The following is a 17780-nucleotide window of genomic DNA, read 5'->3' on the forward strand; positions in this document are numbered from 1 at the left end:
TTTTATTCCTGGCATTTTAGCATAAGCAAAATTTTATTTCCTGACTAACTTCACAAATTTGAAAACCCAATAAAAATTTTGAGAAATCACAATATTTTTGTGTTTAAAGGTTTTCATAGTTATCGTAATGGTGTAGATTAACCGCATTTCCATTCATAAAATTATTTATACAAATTAAGGAAGCAAAATGAAAGACTTAGACTGGAACAATCTTGGATTTAGTTATATCAAAACGGATTACCGTTTCATTGCTCATTGGAAAGATGGTAAATGGGATGAAGGTGAACTGACCACTGATAATATGCTACATATCCATGAAGGCTCAACGGCAATTCACTACGGTCAACAATGCTTTGAAGGCTTAAAAGCCTATCGTTGTAAAGATGGTTCAATCAACTTATTCCGTCCTGATCAAAATGCAAAACGCATGCAACATACCTCTGATCGCTTATTAATGCCACAAGTGCCAACAGAATTATTTATCCGTGCTTGTAAAGAAGTGGTGAAAGCAAACCAAGAATGGTTAGGTCCTTACGGATCTGGCGCAACATTATATTTACGTCCATTCCTCTTTGGTACAGGCGCGAATATTGGTGTAAAAACTGCACCTGAATTTATTTTTTCCGTATTCTGCTGTCCTGTTGGCGCATACTTCAAAGGCGGGCTAGCCCCTTCAAACTTCATCACTACCGATTACGACCGAGCAGCACCGATGGGAACTGGTGGTGTAAAAGTGGGTGGTAACTACGCAGCAAGTTTGCTTCCACATGAACTAGCCGCAAAAGAAGGTACGCCTGAACGTAAATTCGCTGATGCGATCTATCTTGATCCGAAAACACATACTAAAATTGAAGAAGTAGGGGCAGCAAACTTCTTTGGTATCACCAAAGATAATAAATTTATCACACCAGCGTCCGACTCTATTTTACCAAGTATAACTAAATACTCATTACTTCACATTGCAAAAGAGCGTTTAGGTATGGAAGCCATTGAAGGTGATGTGTATATCGATCAACTTGATCAATTTGCCGAAGCGGGGGCTTGTGGTACTGCCGCAGTGATTACGCCAGTAGGCGGTATTCAACACAAAGGTAAATTCCACGTGTTCTATTCAGAAACTGAAGTAGGTCCTGTTACACGTAAGCTTTACAACGAGTTAACCGGTATCCAATTCGGTGATGTCGAAGCGCCTGAAGGCTGGATTGTGAAAGTAGAATAATTTATATCTATCAATAAAAAGAGCGATCAGATCAGATTGATCGCTCTTTCATTTATGACGATTTTCTTTACTTAACCAAACTCATCGCTAAGTTCTTCGCCCCTTTGAAATCCACTTTACCACTTCCGAGCATCGGAATTTCATCCACTAAGAAGACTTGGCTTGGGAGCATAATCGGCGGTACATTTAATCCTTTAATACGTTCATTAATCTCGTCTAAAGAAAGTGCAGATTTGATTAAAAGTACAATGCTCTCGCCTTTTTTATCATCGCTCAAGGCAACGGCAACAAATTGATTTTCTTCATCAAATACTTGTGAAAGTTTCTCTTCCACGCTACCTAGACTGATCATTTCACCGCCGACTTTAGCAAATCGAGAATAACGATCCACAATGGTAATAAAGCCGTTATGATCAATATGGCCTTTATCGCCAGTTTTGTAATAACGTACACCGTCAATTTCAACAATCACTTCTGCTGTTTTTTCTGGTGCATTCAAATAACCTTTCATTACTTGCCCACCACCAATCAAGATCAAACCGTCTTCGCCGACTGGTAATTCTTGCAAGCTTTCTGGATCCACAATTTTAATAATGGTGCCCGGTAATGGCATGCCGACTGTACCAGCTTGATTGAAGGTAATACTAATGCTATACCTATCACCCAAACACTTTGTAATACTTCATTCGGATCATCTGATGCCACATAATGCGCTTCAAAGAAGAAAGAAAAAGCAAAAGAACTAAATAGAATGGCCACAATAGTAAGCGCTTGAATCACACCGTTTGCCATACCGATATTTTCAGTGCCCACAATTGATTTAATAATGCTATATTTGGCAGGAGAATAGACCGCACTTTGCGCTGCCAAAATCAATGTCAGTACAAAGGAAATCGCAAACATTCCCGTCATATAACTCAATAAAATCCCCGCACTAATCACCACAGCCGCTAAACTGCTATAACGGATCACATTGGTACGGGAAAATTTATCGTTGATAAATGCCGAAGGGGAAAATAAGAAAATAAATGGCAATAAAATCATCGCATTAATTAATGCCGTTAAAACCACCAAACTCTCACCTGAAAAACTTTTCAGTAACACATTTTGAATGGTAATTTTATGCGCCAAATCCACACTGGCATTAATAAAGGCAATGGCTAAATACGGTACAAAGCCAGCATATTTTAAGAGCTTCATTTCGCACTCTCCGCTTGATAAAGATTAAAGGTTTTCATATTCAAGAGATAAGGTTTTAACACCAACAATAAATCAAATAAATGTTTTAATTTTTCATCTTTTTGTTCGCTATTGGCTAATGCAGCTAAAGTCACATTCACCTCTTTTTCCGCTAACATTTTTGCTGCAGCTAAATAAGCTTTCACTACCTCCATTTCGGCTTCATCACAACGAGCTAAGATCGCCAAAATATCACGTTCTTTTGCTGTAAAAATGCCTTCACGAGGATTCAATAATCCTTCTGCTACCATGTCTTCGATTTGTTTAGCAGAAAGATGAAATTCTTCACATAATTGCTCAATAGTGAACACTTCATTTTCAGCGCCCATGATGATATCCAATAATCCAATAAGGCTTTCATAAGGATTATTCCAATCAAAATCAGGATGAGCAAAAAGTGCTTTAATTTGTGAAATCGTTGCATTGAAATTGCCTTGTAGATATTTAATAAAACTGAGCAACTCTACACAATATTCATCATAGAGATGAAAATTCGGTTTATCTTTTACCGGTTCTGGCAACAAACCTTCTTTCACATAGTACAGCACCGTGGATTTTGGTGTCTGACTAAGCTTAACCAAATCATTCATTTTTAACATAAGGATTTCCCTCTAGGTTGATTTGTTGTGTATTGTATCGGATAAAAATAAAAAGTAAACAGTGTCACTCTACACTTTTATTAAATTTAATAAAAAAAGTTGTTCACCACATCATGAACAACTTTCTTAATCAGCTTTAGTTTTCAACTTTTCGCCATAGATCCTTACTGTAAATGACGCCTACTGGATTTTTCTTCGCCCCCATAATAGTTGGAGAAAGATAAACTGGCGTAGTGTATTGGAAAAGCGGTAAAGCAAGGTTTTCCTGTTGAATCTTCTCACTTAATTTTAAGTAAATTTCTGACCGCTCTTTTTCATTTAAACTTTTCAATGCTTGCTCAAAAAGTTGGTCATATTCCGCATTGGCATAGCCATTTTTATTATCAGGACTTTTAGAATAGAACAAACTCAAGAATGCCATCGGATGATTAAAATCCGCACACCAACCAGAACGAATGACTTGGAAATCACCTTTTTGACGTTTAGCCTGTAATGTTTGCCAACTGACTGGTTGTGCATCCACACGCAACATATCTGATTGCGTTAATTGCCCGACTAAACGTTGCGCGATATTTACATGCAATGGCGTCTCATCATAAAGCACATTTAAGTGTAGCGGATGTCTTTCATTAATTTTATTTTGGGCTAATAACTGCTCTGCAACAACGGGCTCCCATCTTGAATCTTGTCCATTTAACATGGCTTTCGGTAAAAAATACGAACTCGGAATTGCCACAGGAATCTCATTATTCACGATATTGGTGACAGAGACCAACGAAGCAATCGCCTTACGCACATCGGCCTTAGCAACTTTAGGATCGTTGAGATTAAATTCATAAAAATAACTGCAAAGCTGTGGAAAATGTTGAAGGTCCGCGTGCACTTCTGGTACATCAACCACCACATCAAAGTCAGATAATTTAGTGGCGATAAAAGGCAAATATTCTACCCGCTCAAAAGCGACATTATTTTTCTGCCAATAATAGAGGTTTTTAATCAAATGTATACCTTGTTGGTTTTCACTTTGCAACATATAGGCGCCATTTGTTACTGCAACTACATTTGGATTTTTATATTGAGGCACAAGACTAATATGTGCCACCATTTCCGGTAAATAAGGCGTGGCTTTATCCAGTTCAATACGTAAAGTGCGGTCATTTTCCGCATAAATTCCTAAACTCTTAAAAGGTTTATTTTTCTCTAAAACGCCTTTCGCATTTTTTAAATTGAGATAAGCTAAATAGGATCTTAAAGGACTATTTGATTGAGACAGTGCTTGCCAAGAAAGCATGATATCTTGGGCGACTAAAGGATCACCATTTGACCAACGAAGCCCTTCACGCAAGGTAAAAATCCAGGTTTTATTATCTTTCGTTTGCCAACGTTCTGCGATACCCGGCACGATTTTTCCCTCTGGATCATAAGCCGTTAAGCCTTCATACAAATCACGCAATAAGCTCTCTTGTTCTGGATAACGAACAAACCAAGGCTCAAAAGAAGGGGGATGAGTAAACGCCCGAGTCAGTAATGTACGATTCGATTTTGAAGTATTCTCTTGTTTGATAGACTGGCTTTGTGTTGGTTGCTCATCCGTTTCTGTGTTTATCGATTTCTGGCTGTTTAATTTATCACAGCCACTCAATCCAAAAACGACACCGAAAATAACCGCACTTTTAAGCCAAGTCAGGAAAGAATTATCCATTTTCAACGTCTTCTGTTTTAATCCAAAAGAAAAAGAACCAATATTTTACCGCAATTAAAATGGCAATGATCGTTCGACCCACAACGCTTGGGGTAAAATAAAAGCCAATTAAAAGCATTGTGGTTGAAAACGTTAGAATAGAAATTTTTGCTTTTTTCGTCAATGCACGACGTTCATTAAAGGATTTTAGGTGTTTTTGATAAAGCTTAGTGCCTAAAAACCATTGTTCTAAACGAGAAGAACCTTTCGCAAAAGAATAAAGTGTAAGCAGTAAAAAAGGTGTGGTTGGAAGAATAGGTAAAAAAATACCAATAACACCTAATATTAAAGAAATGCAACCAAGAACAATATACATGACTTTGGTTAAAGAAGTCTTTGAGAAAAACTTAAGTGAAACAACACCTATAACGATCGCAAGAGCAATGATGCCAGAAAAAATGATAATAGAAAAAAAGGAAGTGCCGTCCATCATAAACCCTAAATAAAAGTGATACGCAATTATCACTGATTTTTTAGATTTTTCAACCTTGATATTATAGAATTTGTCGCAATTTACTAAAGAAACTATTAGCAAAAGGAATATTTATGTCTAATCCATTACTTCATATTGAAGGCTTACCTCCGTTTTCTCAAATCAAACCGGAGCATATTCAACCGGCAATCCAAAAACTCATCGAAGAAAATCGTCAAGCCATTGAACAAGTTCTAAAACAACCGCACTTTACTTGGGAAAACTTTATTGAACCGCTTTCTGAAGCAGGCGAGCACTTAAGTCGTGCTTGGTCACCGATCTCCCATTTAAATTCAGTTAAAAACAGCCCTGAATTACGTGATGCGTACCAAGCCTGCTTACCACTACTCTCTGAATACAGCACTTGGGTAGGCCAACACAAAGGCTTATACAACGCTTATTTAGCCTTAAAGAATAGCCCTGAATTTGCGACTTACTCCGTCGCACAAAAGAAAACCATTGAAAATGCACTACGTGATTTTGAGCTTTCAGGTATCGGTTTATCCGAAGAAAAACAAAAGCGTTATGGTGAGATTGTTGCTCGCTTATCTGAATTAAGTTCACAATTTAGTAATAATGTACTCGATGCCACCATGGGCTGGGAAAAAGTCATTGAAGATGAAAGTGAATTAGCGGGTCTTCCTGAATCCGCATTACTTGCGGCAAAACAATCTGCCGAAAGTAAAGGCTTGAAAGGCTATCGCTTTACGTTAGAAATCCCAAGTTATTTGCCAATCATGACCTATTGTGAAAATGCAGCATTACGCGAAGAAATGTATCGTGCTTATGCGACTCGCGCTTCTGATCAAGGTCCAAATGCCGGTAAATGGGATAATACGGCGATCATTGAAGAAATCATGACGTTACGTGTGGAACTAGCTAAATTATTAGGATTCAATACCTATACTGAACGCTCACTTGCCACCAAAATGGCAGAAAACCCACAACAAGTGTTAGATTTCTTAAATAACCTTGCAGCTCATTCAAAAGCACAAGGTGAGAAAGAATTAGCTGAACTCAAAGCTTATTGTGAAAAAGAATTTGGCGTCACTGAACTCGCCCCTTGGGATATCAGTTTCTATTCTGAAAAACAAAAACAACATTTATATGCGATCAATGATGAAGAACTTCGTCCTTATTTCCCTGAAGATCGCGTTATTTCGGGCTTATTTGAATTAATTAAACGTATTTTTAATATTCGTGCAGTTGAACGTTTTGGCGTAGATACTTGGCACAAAGATGTACGTTTCTTTGATTTAATTGATGAAACCGATGAAGTACGCGGCAGTTTCTATCTCGATCTTTATGCACGCGAAAATAAACGTGGCGGCGCATGGATGGATGATTGTATTGGTAGAAAACGCAATGCCGATGGTTCAATTCAAAAACCGGTTGCCTATTTAACGTGTAACTTCAATGCGCCTATTGGGGATAAACCTGCGCTATTCACCCATGATGAAGTCACGACTCTATTCCACGAGTTTGGTCATGGTATTCACCATATGCTCACCAAAGTTGATGTGCCGGATGTTGCGGGTATCAATGGTGTACCTTGGGATGCGGTAGAGCTTCCAAGTCAATTTATGGAAAACTGGTGTTGGGAAAAAGAAGCGCTTGATTTTATTTCGGGTCACTTTGAAACGCACGAGCCATTGCCAGAAGAAAAATTAAATCAACTTCTCAAAGCGAAAAACTACCAAGCAGCGATGTTTGTGTTACGTCAGCTTGAATTTGGCTTGTTTGATTTTACTCTTCATCATACTTTTGAAGTGGGTAAAGCTAATCAAGTGCTTAATACCTTAAAAGCTGTGAAAGATAAAGTTGCCGTGATTAAAGGTGTTGAATGGGCAAGAGCGCCACATAGCTTTAGCCATATTTTTGCGGGCGGTTATGCGGCCGGTTATTACAGCTATTTATGGGCTGAAGTGCTATCTGCTGATGCCTTCTCTCGTTTTGAAGAAGAAGGGATTTTCAATCCAGTTACGGGTAAATCCTTCTTAGATGAAATTCTCACTCGCGGCGGCTCTGAAGAACCAATGGTATTATTCAAACGTTTCCGTGGACGTGAACCTCAATTAGATGCATTACTTCGCCATAAAGGCATTGCAAACTAATGAACTAAAAAAGAGCGGTCAAATTTTTGGCCGTTTTTTATTTTTCTAATATGTAGAAAATAAAAAAGCCCTCGGTAATCCGAAGGCTTTTATTTTTACTATCGTAATAAAAATTAGCGACGTAAACCTAAACGAGCGATAGTGCTTTGGTATAAAGCAAGATCAGTACGTTTTAAGTAGTCTAAAAGTTTACGACGACGAGAAACCATACGTAATAAACCACGACGACCATGGTGGTCTTTTTTGTGCTCAGCGAAGTGAGCTTGTAAGTGGTTGATTTGTGCAGTTAATAATGCGATTTGAACTTCAGAAGAACCAGTATCTTTCGCATCGCGACCAAATTCAGCAACGATTGCTGCTTTTTTTTCAGTACTTAGAGACATTTTTTACTCCTAAAAGGTAGTGTTATTAATACATCATTCGCCGATCTCTAACTCAGCGATGACAAGGAACCTGAATTTTAACGATTGAAGCCAATAAAAGCAAGGAATTATTACGCTGTTCCCCCTAAATGTTTAATCATTTTTAAATCCATTCTTACGAATAATCTCTTGCGCATGCTTGCTCAATAAAAATTGATAAAATCGTTGCGTCAATTCGGTATCATTCAGCATAGCAAGGACATACTCTGCGCGAATATCATATTTAGATGGTAATGTATGACAAAGCATCCCCGCATTTTCTAATCTTGTCTGGTAATGCGCATAGCCCAACATCATATCCGCATAATCGTTTTTCAAGAGATAATGTGAAGCCATTTCACCTGGTGGTATAACAACTTGATTTTCTGTTCCTCCAACCAATTTCAATGCCTTCGATTTTAACCTTTTACCTTGTTCTGGATAATCTTTTTCAATGAGGTCAAAAAGCTGCCAAGTATAATCGCCACAAGGATCACAAATAGGCGTTGAGGTTGCCAAGCGATATTTCGAATCCAAAAGTAAATCTAGAGTATCTCGCTGAAATTTTGGCTTATTTTTTGTTGTCAGCATAAGTTGATTATAAGTGAGCACCTGCTGCTGAAAAACTCGACTCCCTAGTGCCGATACATTTTCTGAATTCGCACTAATAAAAACATCAGCTAACTCCCCTTCCATTATGCGTGTTTTCAATAAACCAGCGGGACCAAATATGCATTCAATTTCTACTTCATTACATTGCTTAAATGCACCAGTAATTTCCAATAAGGCATATCGAAAGCTTCCTGCGCTATAAATAGTGAGTTTATTCATATCTCTTTCCTTCTAACAACACCTCATAAACTGGCACAAAATGGCTAAACTGTTGCTGTTGATATTGCGATTGTTCAACAATCATGGGTAAATGAAAGAGTGCAGTCAGATTTTCAGAAGTTAATATTTCATCCGTTTGCCCAAAGCGAATAAAATCTCGATTGATCAAAAGTGTTTTATCCGCAATAGCTTGTGCATGGTTAGGTTGATGCGTGGTGAAAATAATTCCAAAGCCGCGCTTTTTCGTTAATTGTCTTAAAAGTGATAACACCGCATCCTGATTGGCTAAATCAAGTGCTGAAGTTGGTTCATCCAACAGCATTAAACGACATTCGGATGCAATGGCACGCGCAATCAAGATCAACTGGCGCTGCCCTCCTGAAAGTGAAGCAAAATCTTGCCCTGCTAAATGCTGTAACTGTAAATCGGCTAACGCTTGTAATGCTACTTCAATATCTTTGGGTTTGGGCTTACTAAAGATGGCAATATGGTTTGAACGCCCCATTAGCACAATATCCAATACCGAATAGGCAAAAGGTGCACTGAAAAATTGCGGGACAAAACCAATTGAGTTATTCAGCTGAATATTACCTTGTAAGGGGCGATGAATGCCAAGTAACAGATCTAACAAGGTACTTTTGCCACAACCATTTTGTCCTAAAATAGCAAGAATCTCTCCTGCCTGTAAAGCAAAATTGAGATGTTGAAAAAGCAGGTTATTTTTTTCATAAGCAAATGCAAGCTCACTTACTTTAATCAAATCAGTCACGCATCGCTCCATTTCGTTTTAAACGATAAACTAATATACCAAACAGAGGTGCGCCAATAAGTGCGGTTAAAATGCTGATAGGAATTTCATTATCGGTCAAAGCGCGAGCAGCATTGTCCACCCACAACATATAAATTGCCCCCACTAGCATTGTACAAGGCAGTAAACGTTGGTGATTGGCACCGACCAACATGCGACTAATATGGGGAATGATCAACCCAACCCAACCGATACTGCCACTAATCGCCACTTGGCAAGCGACTAACGTTCCGCTAAGACCAATAACCAACCAGCGTAATCGTCCAACTTTCACACCTAATGCTTTAGCCTCTTTATCCTCTAAGGAGAGCAAATTTAAGCGCCAACTAAGTTTCAGCAATAAAGTCGAACAACACACAAAAGGGACTAAGAAAAATAGCCATTTTTCTGTATTGGCTGTAGCGAAACTGCCCATCAACCAAAACACGATACTCGGTAATTTTTCTTCAGTGTCGGAAACGTACTGCAATAAGCTCACCAATGCAGAAAACAGCCCACTTAAAATCATCCCGATTAAAATTAACATCAGTAAACTTCTTCGACCAAACTTTACGCTAAACAAAAAAACGAGAACTAATGTACTTAAACCGAAAAAAATCGTACTGGCAAATAAGCCATACAGACTCAAACTAAAAAAAATGGCCAACGTGCCGCCAAATGCTGAACCTGAGGTAACACCAATAATATGCGGATCCACCAACGGATTACGAAAAATGCCCTGTAATGCGGCGCCGCTTAAGGCTAATCCGGCCCCCACACAAAGGGCAGATAAAATACGCGGTAAACGAACTTGGAAAATAACTTGCTGATGGATTGGATCAATAGGAAGTGCGGTCAATTTTGCCGCTAAAATTTGCAAAATCTGCTCTAAGGATAAAGCATAACGCCCGATTCCTAAAGAAATCAGGGCGCTAGCGACCAAGACAATGAGCAACAAGCCCATCAATTTAGAATGTTTATTTACCATTGTTATACGGTTGACGATAGAATTTTAAATAGTAGTCATTCACCATTTTATCTAAATCGATATCTTGAAATTTTTGCGGATATAGCGATTTTGCTAACCAAACTTCGCCTAATGCTAAGGCTTCTGGCATCGGATAACCCCAAGCTTTCGCATATTCTGGCATTAAAAATACTTGGTTATTTTTCACTGCATCAATATTAGCCCAAGCTGCATCTTCTTTAATTTGTGACACCACTTTAGGATAACGATCTTGTACCAAAATCACTGCTGGATTCCACTCAAGCACATTTTCCATAGATACCTGTTTAAAGCCTTTCACTGTCGCTGCCGCAACGTTGTAAGCACCTGCATGTTCCAACATTAAACCAGTATATTTACCCGAACCATAGGTATTTAAATCTGGGTTGGCCATATAGGTACGCACTCGTTTATCTGCAGGAATTGCCCCTAAACGATCGGCTAACATTTTACGATTCGCAAATGCCGCTTTAACTAATTCTTTGCCTTGTTGTTCTTTTTCAAATACTTGGGCAATCAACTCAATACCTTGAGTTAAGCCTTCGTTATAAGCTTTATCTTCATCGGCCAAGGTTGGATTAAGTTTATCTTTATCGCTACCAGTTCGTAGAGAAATGGCAATCACCGGAATACCTGTATCAGCAATTTGTTTAATCATTTCCGGTGGCGCATAGTTGGTAACAAACACCACATCCGGTTTTAATTCCAACAAACTTTCAATATTCACCGAATTTAAATCGCCTGGCATGGCCATTTTTTCTAATTCCGGTGCTAAACGTACATAATTTTGCCCCAGTTGTTTTTTCCAATTTGATAACACGCCAACAATCTGTTTAGTGGCATCTAATTGCACGGCAATATTAAGGGTTTGATGCTGTAATACTACAGCACGCTGAATATGATCAGGAATAGTCACTTGACGATCTAGTTGATCAGTTACAACGCGATCAGCCAAAGCCGATGTAGAGAAAATACCGAACAAAGCTGCAGCAAATAAGCGATTAAATTTCATAAATTATCCTTAAAATGAAAACGGATCTGAATTATACAACAAAATATATAGCGATATATACAAAACAATAGATGTTCTAAGCAAAACGACTATGCTTTACTGATCACCACCTTAATATCCTCTGGTGCAGCATAATAAGGCGCAGAGGTAATAAACAAATTAATACCTAGCTTGGCATAATCCGCCACATTATTTTTATTCACACCACCCGCTACAGAAAGCGTAATATTTTTGCCTTGCGCATTGATGAGATCCTGGGCTGTTTTAACATCTTCAACCGACCATTTATCTAGCTGAATAATATCGGGAGAGGCTGTAATCATTTGTTCGAATTGAGCAAAATTGTCTGCTTCAAGAGTAATCTTATTTTCTGGTGCTTCACGCTTTAAGGTTTCCACGATATGCACCCAGTTATTCGGCTCAGACAATAAATTACGATGGTTAGTGAAAACCAATACAGTTTCACTCACGCCTTGACGATGGATATGTCCACCGGCAGCCAGCACCGCATTGGTCGCCAGTTTTCGGGTATTTGGAATACTTTTACGGGTACAAGCTACCACCGCATTCGGGTTAATGGCTTTGGCATTACTAATCATCTCCGCCGTGTATTGTGCCATGCCACAAGACCATTCCAATACAAGCTGCACTACTTTCCATGCCTGCTGTAATTTGTCCGCAGAATCGACCGCACTTAGCAACACTGCACCTGCTTCAACGGATTCCCCTTCATTCACATAAATCTGTGGAGTAATGTCTAATTTTTTCAGTAATCGTTCTGCTACCGAAATCCCTGCCACTACACCGGTATTTTTACGTTTGAATTCAATTTTTGCTGGGACTTTTTCCACCCCTAATGCGCGCGTGGTTAAATCTCCGCGACAAATATCTTCTAATAAAAGATCATCGAGTTCTTTGTCTGAGAAATAAATCATAGTTTATCCTTAAATGTTGAGATGTTTTTGCAATTCCTGAACTGAAGTGCGGTAAATTTTGGCGAGGTTTTCAAGCGTCATTAATTCACTTTTCTCACCTTGTTGGAAACCAAATTCTTGATCGAGCATAGCAATATTCTCGGCTAAATAGACCGATTGTTGAGGGTTATGCGTGGTAATCAATAAGGCTATATTTTGATGCTGTAATTGCTTAATTTTTTCTAGCACCCGAATTTGATTACCGAAATCAAGACTGGCTGTCGGTTCGTCCATAATCAACAATTTCGCCTGTTGAGCGATAGCTCGTGCAATGAGTACTAGTTGCTTTTCTCCACCGCTGAGTTCGTGATAATAACGTTTGGCAAGATGTGTGATTTGTAATTCGTCTAAGGCAGAAAGGGCAAGATCTCTATCTTCAGCTTTCGGCGTTTGATACCATTTCAAATAAGCAGAACGCCCCATCAATACCATATCTTGCACAAGAAAAGGAAAAAGTTGAGCATGTGCTTGTGGTACATAAGCGATTTCACGTGCTAATTCAGCGGCAGAATATGTAGCAAGCGGTCTATTTTGAAAAAAAATTTGCCCATTTAGTGCAGGTTGCAAGCCTAACAAGGTTTTTAAGAAAGTACTTTTCCCTGCCCCATTGGCGCCAAGTAAACAGCAAATTTGCTGAGGTTTTAAAGCAAAATTGATTTTGTCTAACAACGGTTTATTGCCATAGCCAATGGTGAGCTGTTGGGTTTCAATTAAATTCATTTTCGCCCTCTCAACAATAAATAGAGGAAAAACGGTGCGCCACAAGCGGAGGTTAAAATCCCTATTGGGAGTTCAATGCTCGCAACTGTGCGAGCAAGTGTATCCGTGAGAAGTAAAAAGCTCGCGCCGAGCAACAACGATGTTGGAAGTAATAAAATGAAATTAGCCCCCACTAATAATCGAGCAATATGAGGCACGAGCAAGCCAACCCAGCCAATAATGCCTGTAATTGAGACTGCACTTGCTGTACAAAGCGTAGTGAAAATAATCAAAATATAGCGCGTGCGTTGAATAGGAATGCCAAGGCTTTTGGCTTCATCTTCTTCTAAGGCAAGTAGATTTAATCGCCAACGTAATAAGAAAAGCGGCAAAATACCGAAGATTAAAATTGGGGCAAGTTGACTTAATTCTTTCACACCAACCGCGGTAAAACTGCCTAAGAGCCAAAAAGTAATGGAAGGTAGCTGAGTAAAAGGATCAGCTAAAATTTTTAACAGTGAAATACCTGCGCCAAGTAATGAACCGATAGCAATCCCTGAAAGTACTAAAACTAAAATTGGATCTTGATTACGGCTTCGTGATGCGACCATAGAAACACACAGCACCGCCAAGATACCGCCAGTAAAGGCAAAAAGCTGCACATAAAACATCGGTAAATTGTAGAAAATTGCCAGTGATGCACCTAGTCCTGCACCGCTTGAAACACCTAAGATATCGGGAGAAACCAACGGATTTTTAAACATCCCCTGATAAGTCGCACCAGCTGCAGCCAGCGCAGCTCCCACTAAACACGCCACTAAAATACGTGGTGTGCGAATATGCCAAAGCACGGTTTCAACGGAAGATGGTGTTTGACATTCGGTTTCAAAGACACATCGAATAGCCTGTGCAAGTTGAAATGTCGAAATCGGAAATTTCCCCACATTCAACGAGAGCAAAATGGTGCCGACTAACAAAATCACCAACGAAGTGAAAAATACTTTCGGGTTACGCTGAACAATATACGGCATAGCTATTTCACATCATGTAGCAATTGAGCCGCTTTTTCTGCGGTTAATTCAATCTGATAGAACAAGTGATAAAACGTTTGTACTTCTTTTGCAAATTCAGCAATAGGTTTACCGCTGACTAAATGAGAGACCCAACGTACTCCAAGCAAGCGGTTTACACTAGGTGGCGAATCTAACCAACCAAATGGATTATTCGGAATTAAAAAAACTTGTCCATTTTTGACCGCACTTAATTGTTGCCATTGCGGATTATCTTTTAAGGTTTGCAAAAACTCAGGATATTGGCTAAAAATCACATCAGGATTCCATAATAAAAGCTGCTCCATCGAAACCTGTGTGAGCCCTTTATGATCGCCTTCCACCACGTTTTTTAAACCGACTATTTCAATGGCTTCCGTATGAATGGAGCCTTTTTGTCCTGTTTGTAAGCCATCTGCACTACGAGCTAAATAGAAGGTTTTGGTAAATTTAGAGGCGTTTTCGACCGCTTGTTTAAGCGTTTCTTCCGCATACTTAGCCTGAGGTTTAGTTAAGTTCTCTACCCCTAATACTTTGCCTAAATAACGTAAGGTAGTCGGTGTTTCGCTGAGTTTGCCATCTAACAATAAATAAGGCACGCCCGTTTGCTCAAAGGTGCGCTTTGCTTGATCGATATAGTTTGGCGTAACATTACCCACATCAATAATTAAATTCGGTTGTAATGCCACAATTTTCTCTGGCGAGAGCGTGCTGCCTTTTCCAGCTATTTTCCCTAAGGTTGGTAAAGTTTGTTGCACTGCAGGAAACAGTTTTCCGCGTTTTTCCATATTAAATCCTGCCAATCCAAGCAATTTATTCGGTGCACTTGAAAGCAATAATACATCGGCTGGATTGCCCGCACTTAATACTTTTTCAATTTTAGCAGGCTGAGGCAATTCCCCTGCCAAATAAGATACTTCCTCGGTTGCTAATGCTGCGGTTCCTACACAGACTGAAAGTACAATGGTTATCCATTTTTTCATGTTTTCTCCCTCTTTTAGCCATTCAACTGATACAACTTAATTTTAACGCTATATATTTTTTAACATAACAGATAAATTTTGTTAGAATAACATCGTTATATTTTCAATTATATAATATTTATTATTCATAGCTAAAGGTGAAAAAATGAAATGGGATGTGATTTATAAGTTTTGCTTGCTTTGCATACTCATTGCAGGATTAGCAGGGATATTGTTCAGCGGCTTAGGGATTTACTTCCAGTGGCCCATTCAAGGCATCTTTCAGTTGCATTTAGGTTCTGCTTTACTGTTTATTTTGGGTGTGGCTTTACACGTCTTCAATCGTAAAAATAAAGCGGTCAAAATTGTTCAACAATTTAACGATTTAGTGACACATAGTCGCTATCCCACCTATTGCAATTTAGACCGTTTGATCATGACGTTTGAGCACTTTTCAATTCTACAAATTGCGGAGCAACTTCAACTTACCCCTTCGATTTTACTCACTGAATTAGCTAACGGAAAAATAAACTTCAGCGATTCTAACCGCACTTTACGAGAAAATTTCCCCCATAATGATGAGAAAATTTTCGCCGCGATCACTATTGCATTGAAGTTACGTTTCAACCCCAACCTAAAAGGATGTTCCAATGGAAAAGAAACTACTTTGCATCGCCATTAGTTTGGCTTGCTTGCCTGCTTATGCCGAGAATGTATTTACTCTTGGTCAAATTGAAGTCATCGGTGAAAAAGCGAGTGATCTCAGCACCGCGCGTATTGATCAAGCTGAATTACAAAAAAACAACCAAGATCGTGTGTCTGATGTAGCAAAAAGCACACCAGGTGTGTTTGTCGAACATGGGGGCGCACGCAACGAATACAACTTATTAGTACGTGGTTTTAATGCTCGCCGCGTACCCGTATTTATTGATGGTATTCCTGTTTATGTCCCTTATGATGGCGAAATGGACTTAGGTCGTTTTACCACCTTTGATTTATCTCGTATTGATATTTCTAAAGGCGCAAGCTCTGTGCTTTATGGCGCAAATACCATGGGTGGAGCAGTGAATTTAATTTCCCAAAAACCAACTAAACCTTTCGAAGGTTCTATTGGCTATGGTTTTTCACATGGTAAGAGTGGTGGTACAACAACCAATAAAACTGATTTTAATCTAGGGACTAAACAAGAATTATTTTATGCGCAAATAAGTGGTTCTTTTGTTGAAAAACAAGGCTTACAACTTTCTCATTATTATCAACAAATCAATCCCAAAGGGGATGATGGTGGCCGAGCAGAAAATTCTAAACAACGTGATAAAAAACTAAGTTTGAAAGTCGCTTATACACCAAATGAGCATGATGAATACGCGCTTGCGTTCTCCACACAAAAAGGCACCAAAGAATCACCTTTCTATTCTGGATCTGATAGTTTTGAACGCTATTGGCGCTGGCCGATGTGGGATAAAGACAGTATCTATTTCCTTTCCCATACTGAATTTGGCGCCCACAATATCACGCTAAATACGAAAGCATTTTACGATACCTTTAAAAATGACCTACGTGCTTTTGATGACGCTACATTCAGTACTCAAAAGAAAAAATCGAGCTTTAATAGCTATTACCGTGATTACTCCTACGGTGCAGGCTTCGATTTAGGTGGCGATTTAACCTCAAAAGATCGCTTAAAATTCTCTACCCTCATTAAATATGACGTTCATCGCGAACATAATGATGATGAACCTACCGCAGTAGATAAAGATCGTACCTACAGCTTTGGTTTAGAAAATACTCATCGTTTTAATGAGAAAACCTCTCTGATTACAGGTATCAGCTACGACAAACGCGATTCAAACCGTGCAGAGAAATTTGAAAAACAATGTGCATCAACTCATCAAAAAAATGCGATTTGTCCGTTTGATATCGGTAATAAACATGCCTTTAATTACCAAATCAAACTAGCCCATCATTTCACTGAACATGATGAATTTGCGCTGAGTTTTGCGAAGAAAACACGCTTTGCCACAATGAAAGAACGTTATTCTCGCCGATTTGGACGTACTGAACCGAATCCGTTTTTAAGCCCAGAAACTGCCTACCACTACGAAGCAAGCTATATGCATACCTTTGGCGATTGGTTAAGAGTGGATAGCGCACTGTTCTACTCTGAAGTAAAAGATGCGATTGAAGAAGTCGCAATTAGCAAAAAGCTCAATCAGTACCAAAATGTGGGCAAAGAAGCGTTTAAAGGCGTTGAACTGGCCGTTAATCTTTTTGCAACGGATAATTTAACGTTAGGGGCAAACTACACCTATACCCATGCAAAAAATAAAACCCAAGATATCATTGTGAAAAATGTGCCAAAACATAAATTCTTTGCATTTGTTGATTGGAAAATGCTACCAAATCTTTCACTTTATGTGAGACAAGAAGCGGAACATGGCCGTTATTATTTAGATGGTGGTGAAACCGTGAAACTCTCTGGTTTTGGAAATAGCAATGCGAAATTGATCTATGAACCTGTTTCAGGGTTAAGTTTAGAAGCGGGTGTATCGAACCTCTTTGATAAAAACTACTACTATCAAGCTGGCTACCCAGAAGAAGGACGCATTTATTTCGGCAATATCCGATATAAATTCTAAAATAAAAAACGGGCAACTTGTAAAACAGGTTGCCCG

General features: G+C 39.0%; 16 protein-coding genes and 2 pseudogenes. 4 read left to right on the plus strand and 14 right to left on the minus strand.

The features are described from left to right. The first annotated feature begins 187 nt into the window (after positions 1-187). Positions 188-1219: a branched-chain amino acid aminotransferase gene (locus ACXVWP_RS06855; protein WP_297567699.1), complete on the plus strand. Its 1032-nt coding sequence runs from the start codon at positions 188-190 to the stop codon at positions 1217-1219. Between the two features lie 67 nt (positions 1220-1286). Here ACXVWP_RS06855 and ACXVWP_RS06860 read toward each other — a convergent pair. The 5 genes and pseudogenes from ACXVWP_RS06860 to ACXVWP_RS06880 all read right to left on the minus strand — a co-directional run. After that, a pseudogene (locus tag ACXVWP_RS06860) lies at positions 1287-1862 on the minus strand (AMP-binding protein); the annotation flags it as partial. Continuing rightward, a pseudogene (locus tag ACXVWP_RS06865) lies at positions 1859-2419 on the minus strand (acyl-[ACP]--phospholipid O-acyltransferase); the annotation flags it as partial. The pseudogenes ACXVWP_RS06865 and ACXVWP_RS06860, both read right to left, overlap by 4 nt. Continuing rightward, positions 2416-3057: a MerR family transcriptional regulator gene (locus ACXVWP_RS06870; protein ID WP_128787138.1), complete on the minus strand. Its 642-nt coding sequence runs from the start codon at positions 3055-3057 to the stop codon at positions 2416-2418. The gene ACXVWP_RS06870 and the pseudogene ACXVWP_RS06865, both read right to left, overlap by 4 nt. 136 nt (positions 3058-3193) lie before the next feature. Next, a complete protein-coding gene (locus tag ACXVWP_RS06875; protein WP_297567705.1) occupies positions 3194-4759 on the minus strand; it encodes a peptide ABC transporter substrate-binding protein in 1566 nt (521 codons plus the stop codon). After that, positions 4752-5114, minus strand: coding sequence for a YbaN family protein (locus tag ACXVWP_RS06880; RefSeq protein ID WP_049357633.1), 363 nt, complete (start codon positions 5112-5114; stop codon positions 4752-4754). Before ACXVWP_RS06880 ends, ACXVWP_RS06875 begins: the two co-directional genes overlap by 8 nt. Positions 5115-5344: 230 nt before the next feature. On the opposite strand from ACXVWP_RS06880, the gene prlC reads away from it, so the two are divergent. Continuing rightward, entirely contained in the window at positions 5345-7384 is a 2040-nt protein-coding gene (gene prlC, locus ACXVWP_RS06885; RefSeq protein WP_289901941.1) for an oligopeptidase A, read from the plus strand. Between the two features lie 113 nt (positions 7385-7497). On the opposite strand, the gene rpsO is transcribed toward prlC, so the two are convergent. The 9 genes from rpsO to ACXVWP_RS06930 form a co-directional block, all read right to left on the minus strand. Then, positions 7498-7767, minus strand: coding sequence for a 30S ribosomal protein S15 (gene rpsO, locus ACXVWP_RS06890; protein WP_005628925.1), 270 nt, complete (start codon positions 7765-7767; stop codon positions 7498-7500). 132 nt (positions 7768-7899) lie between these two features. Beyond that, a complete protein-coding gene (locus tag ACXVWP_RS06895; protein WP_289901942.1) occupies positions 7900-8616 on the minus strand; it encodes a substrate-binding domain-containing protein in 717 nt (238 codons plus the stop codon). After that, the gene (locus ACXVWP_RS06900) at positions 8609-9385 is read right to left on the minus strand and encodes an ABC transporter ATP-binding protein (RefSeq protein WP_289901943.1); all 777 of its coding nucleotides are present in this window, start codon (positions 9383-9385) and stop codon (positions 8609-8611) included. The genes ACXVWP_RS06895 and ACXVWP_RS06900 overlap by 8 nt, the downstream gene beginning before the upstream one ends. Beyond that, the gene (locus ACXVWP_RS06905) at positions 9378-10391 is read right to left on the minus strand and encodes a FecCD family ABC transporter permease (protein WP_289901944.1); all 1014 of its coding nucleotides are present in this window, start codon (positions 10389-10391) and stop codon (positions 9378-9380) included. Before ACXVWP_RS06905 ends, ACXVWP_RS06900 begins: the two co-directional genes overlap by 8 nt. Beyond that, positions 10381-11421: an ABC transporter substrate-binding protein gene (locus tag ACXVWP_RS06910; RefSeq protein WP_289901945.1), complete on the minus strand. Its 1041-nt coding sequence runs from the start codon at positions 11419-11421 to the stop codon at positions 10381-10383. Before ACXVWP_RS06910 ends, ACXVWP_RS06905 begins: the two co-directional genes overlap by 11 nt. An 89-nt stretch (positions 11422-11510) precedes the next feature. Continuing rightward, positions 11511-12356 (minus strand): ModD protein, encoded by an 846-nt coding sequence (modD, locus tag ACXVWP_RS06915; RefSeq protein WP_289901946.1) that lies wholly within the window; start codon positions 12354-12356, stop codon positions 11511-11513. A gap of 9 nt (positions 12357-12365) precedes the next feature. Then, positions 12366-13115 (minus strand): ABC transporter ATP-binding protein, encoded by a 750-nt coding sequence (locus ACXVWP_RS06920; protein ID WP_289901947.1) that lies wholly within the window; start codon positions 13113-13115, stop codon positions 12366-12368. After that, complete coding sequence (locus ACXVWP_RS06925) at positions 13112-14125, minus strand: FecCD family ABC transporter permease (protein ID WP_289901948.1); 1014 nt, start codon at positions 14123-14125, stop codon at positions 13112-13114. Before ACXVWP_RS06925 ends, ACXVWP_RS06920 begins: the two co-directional genes overlap by 4 nt. Before the next feature lie 2 nt (positions 14126-14127). Then, positions 14128-15126, minus strand: coding sequence for an iron ABC transporter substrate-binding protein (locus ACXVWP_RS06930; RefSeq protein ID WP_289901949.1), 999 nt, complete (start codon positions 15124-15126; stop codon positions 14128-14130). Positions 15127-15271: 145 nt separating this feature from the next. Between ACXVWP_RS06930 and ACXVWP_RS06935 the strand changes: the two genes are divergently transcribed. Both ACXVWP_RS06935 and ACXVWP_RS06940 read left to right on the plus strand, forming a co-directional pair. Beyond that, the gene (locus ACXVWP_RS06935; RefSeq protein WP_289901950.1) at positions 15272-15787 is read left to right on the plus strand and encodes a hypothetical protein; all 516 of its coding nucleotides are present in this window, start codon (positions 15272-15274) and stop codon (positions 15785-15787) included. Continuing rightward, complete coding sequence (locus ACXVWP_RS06940) at positions 15756-17744, plus strand: TonB-dependent receptor plug domain-containing protein (protein WP_297567710.1); 1989 nt, start codon at positions 15756-15758, stop codon at positions 17742-17744. The genes ACXVWP_RS06935 and ACXVWP_RS06940 overlap by 32 nt, the downstream gene beginning before the upstream one ends. Positions 17745-17780: the final 36 nt, after the last annotated feature.

It is taken from the genome of Haemophilus sp. SZY H56 (assembly GCF_054332415.1).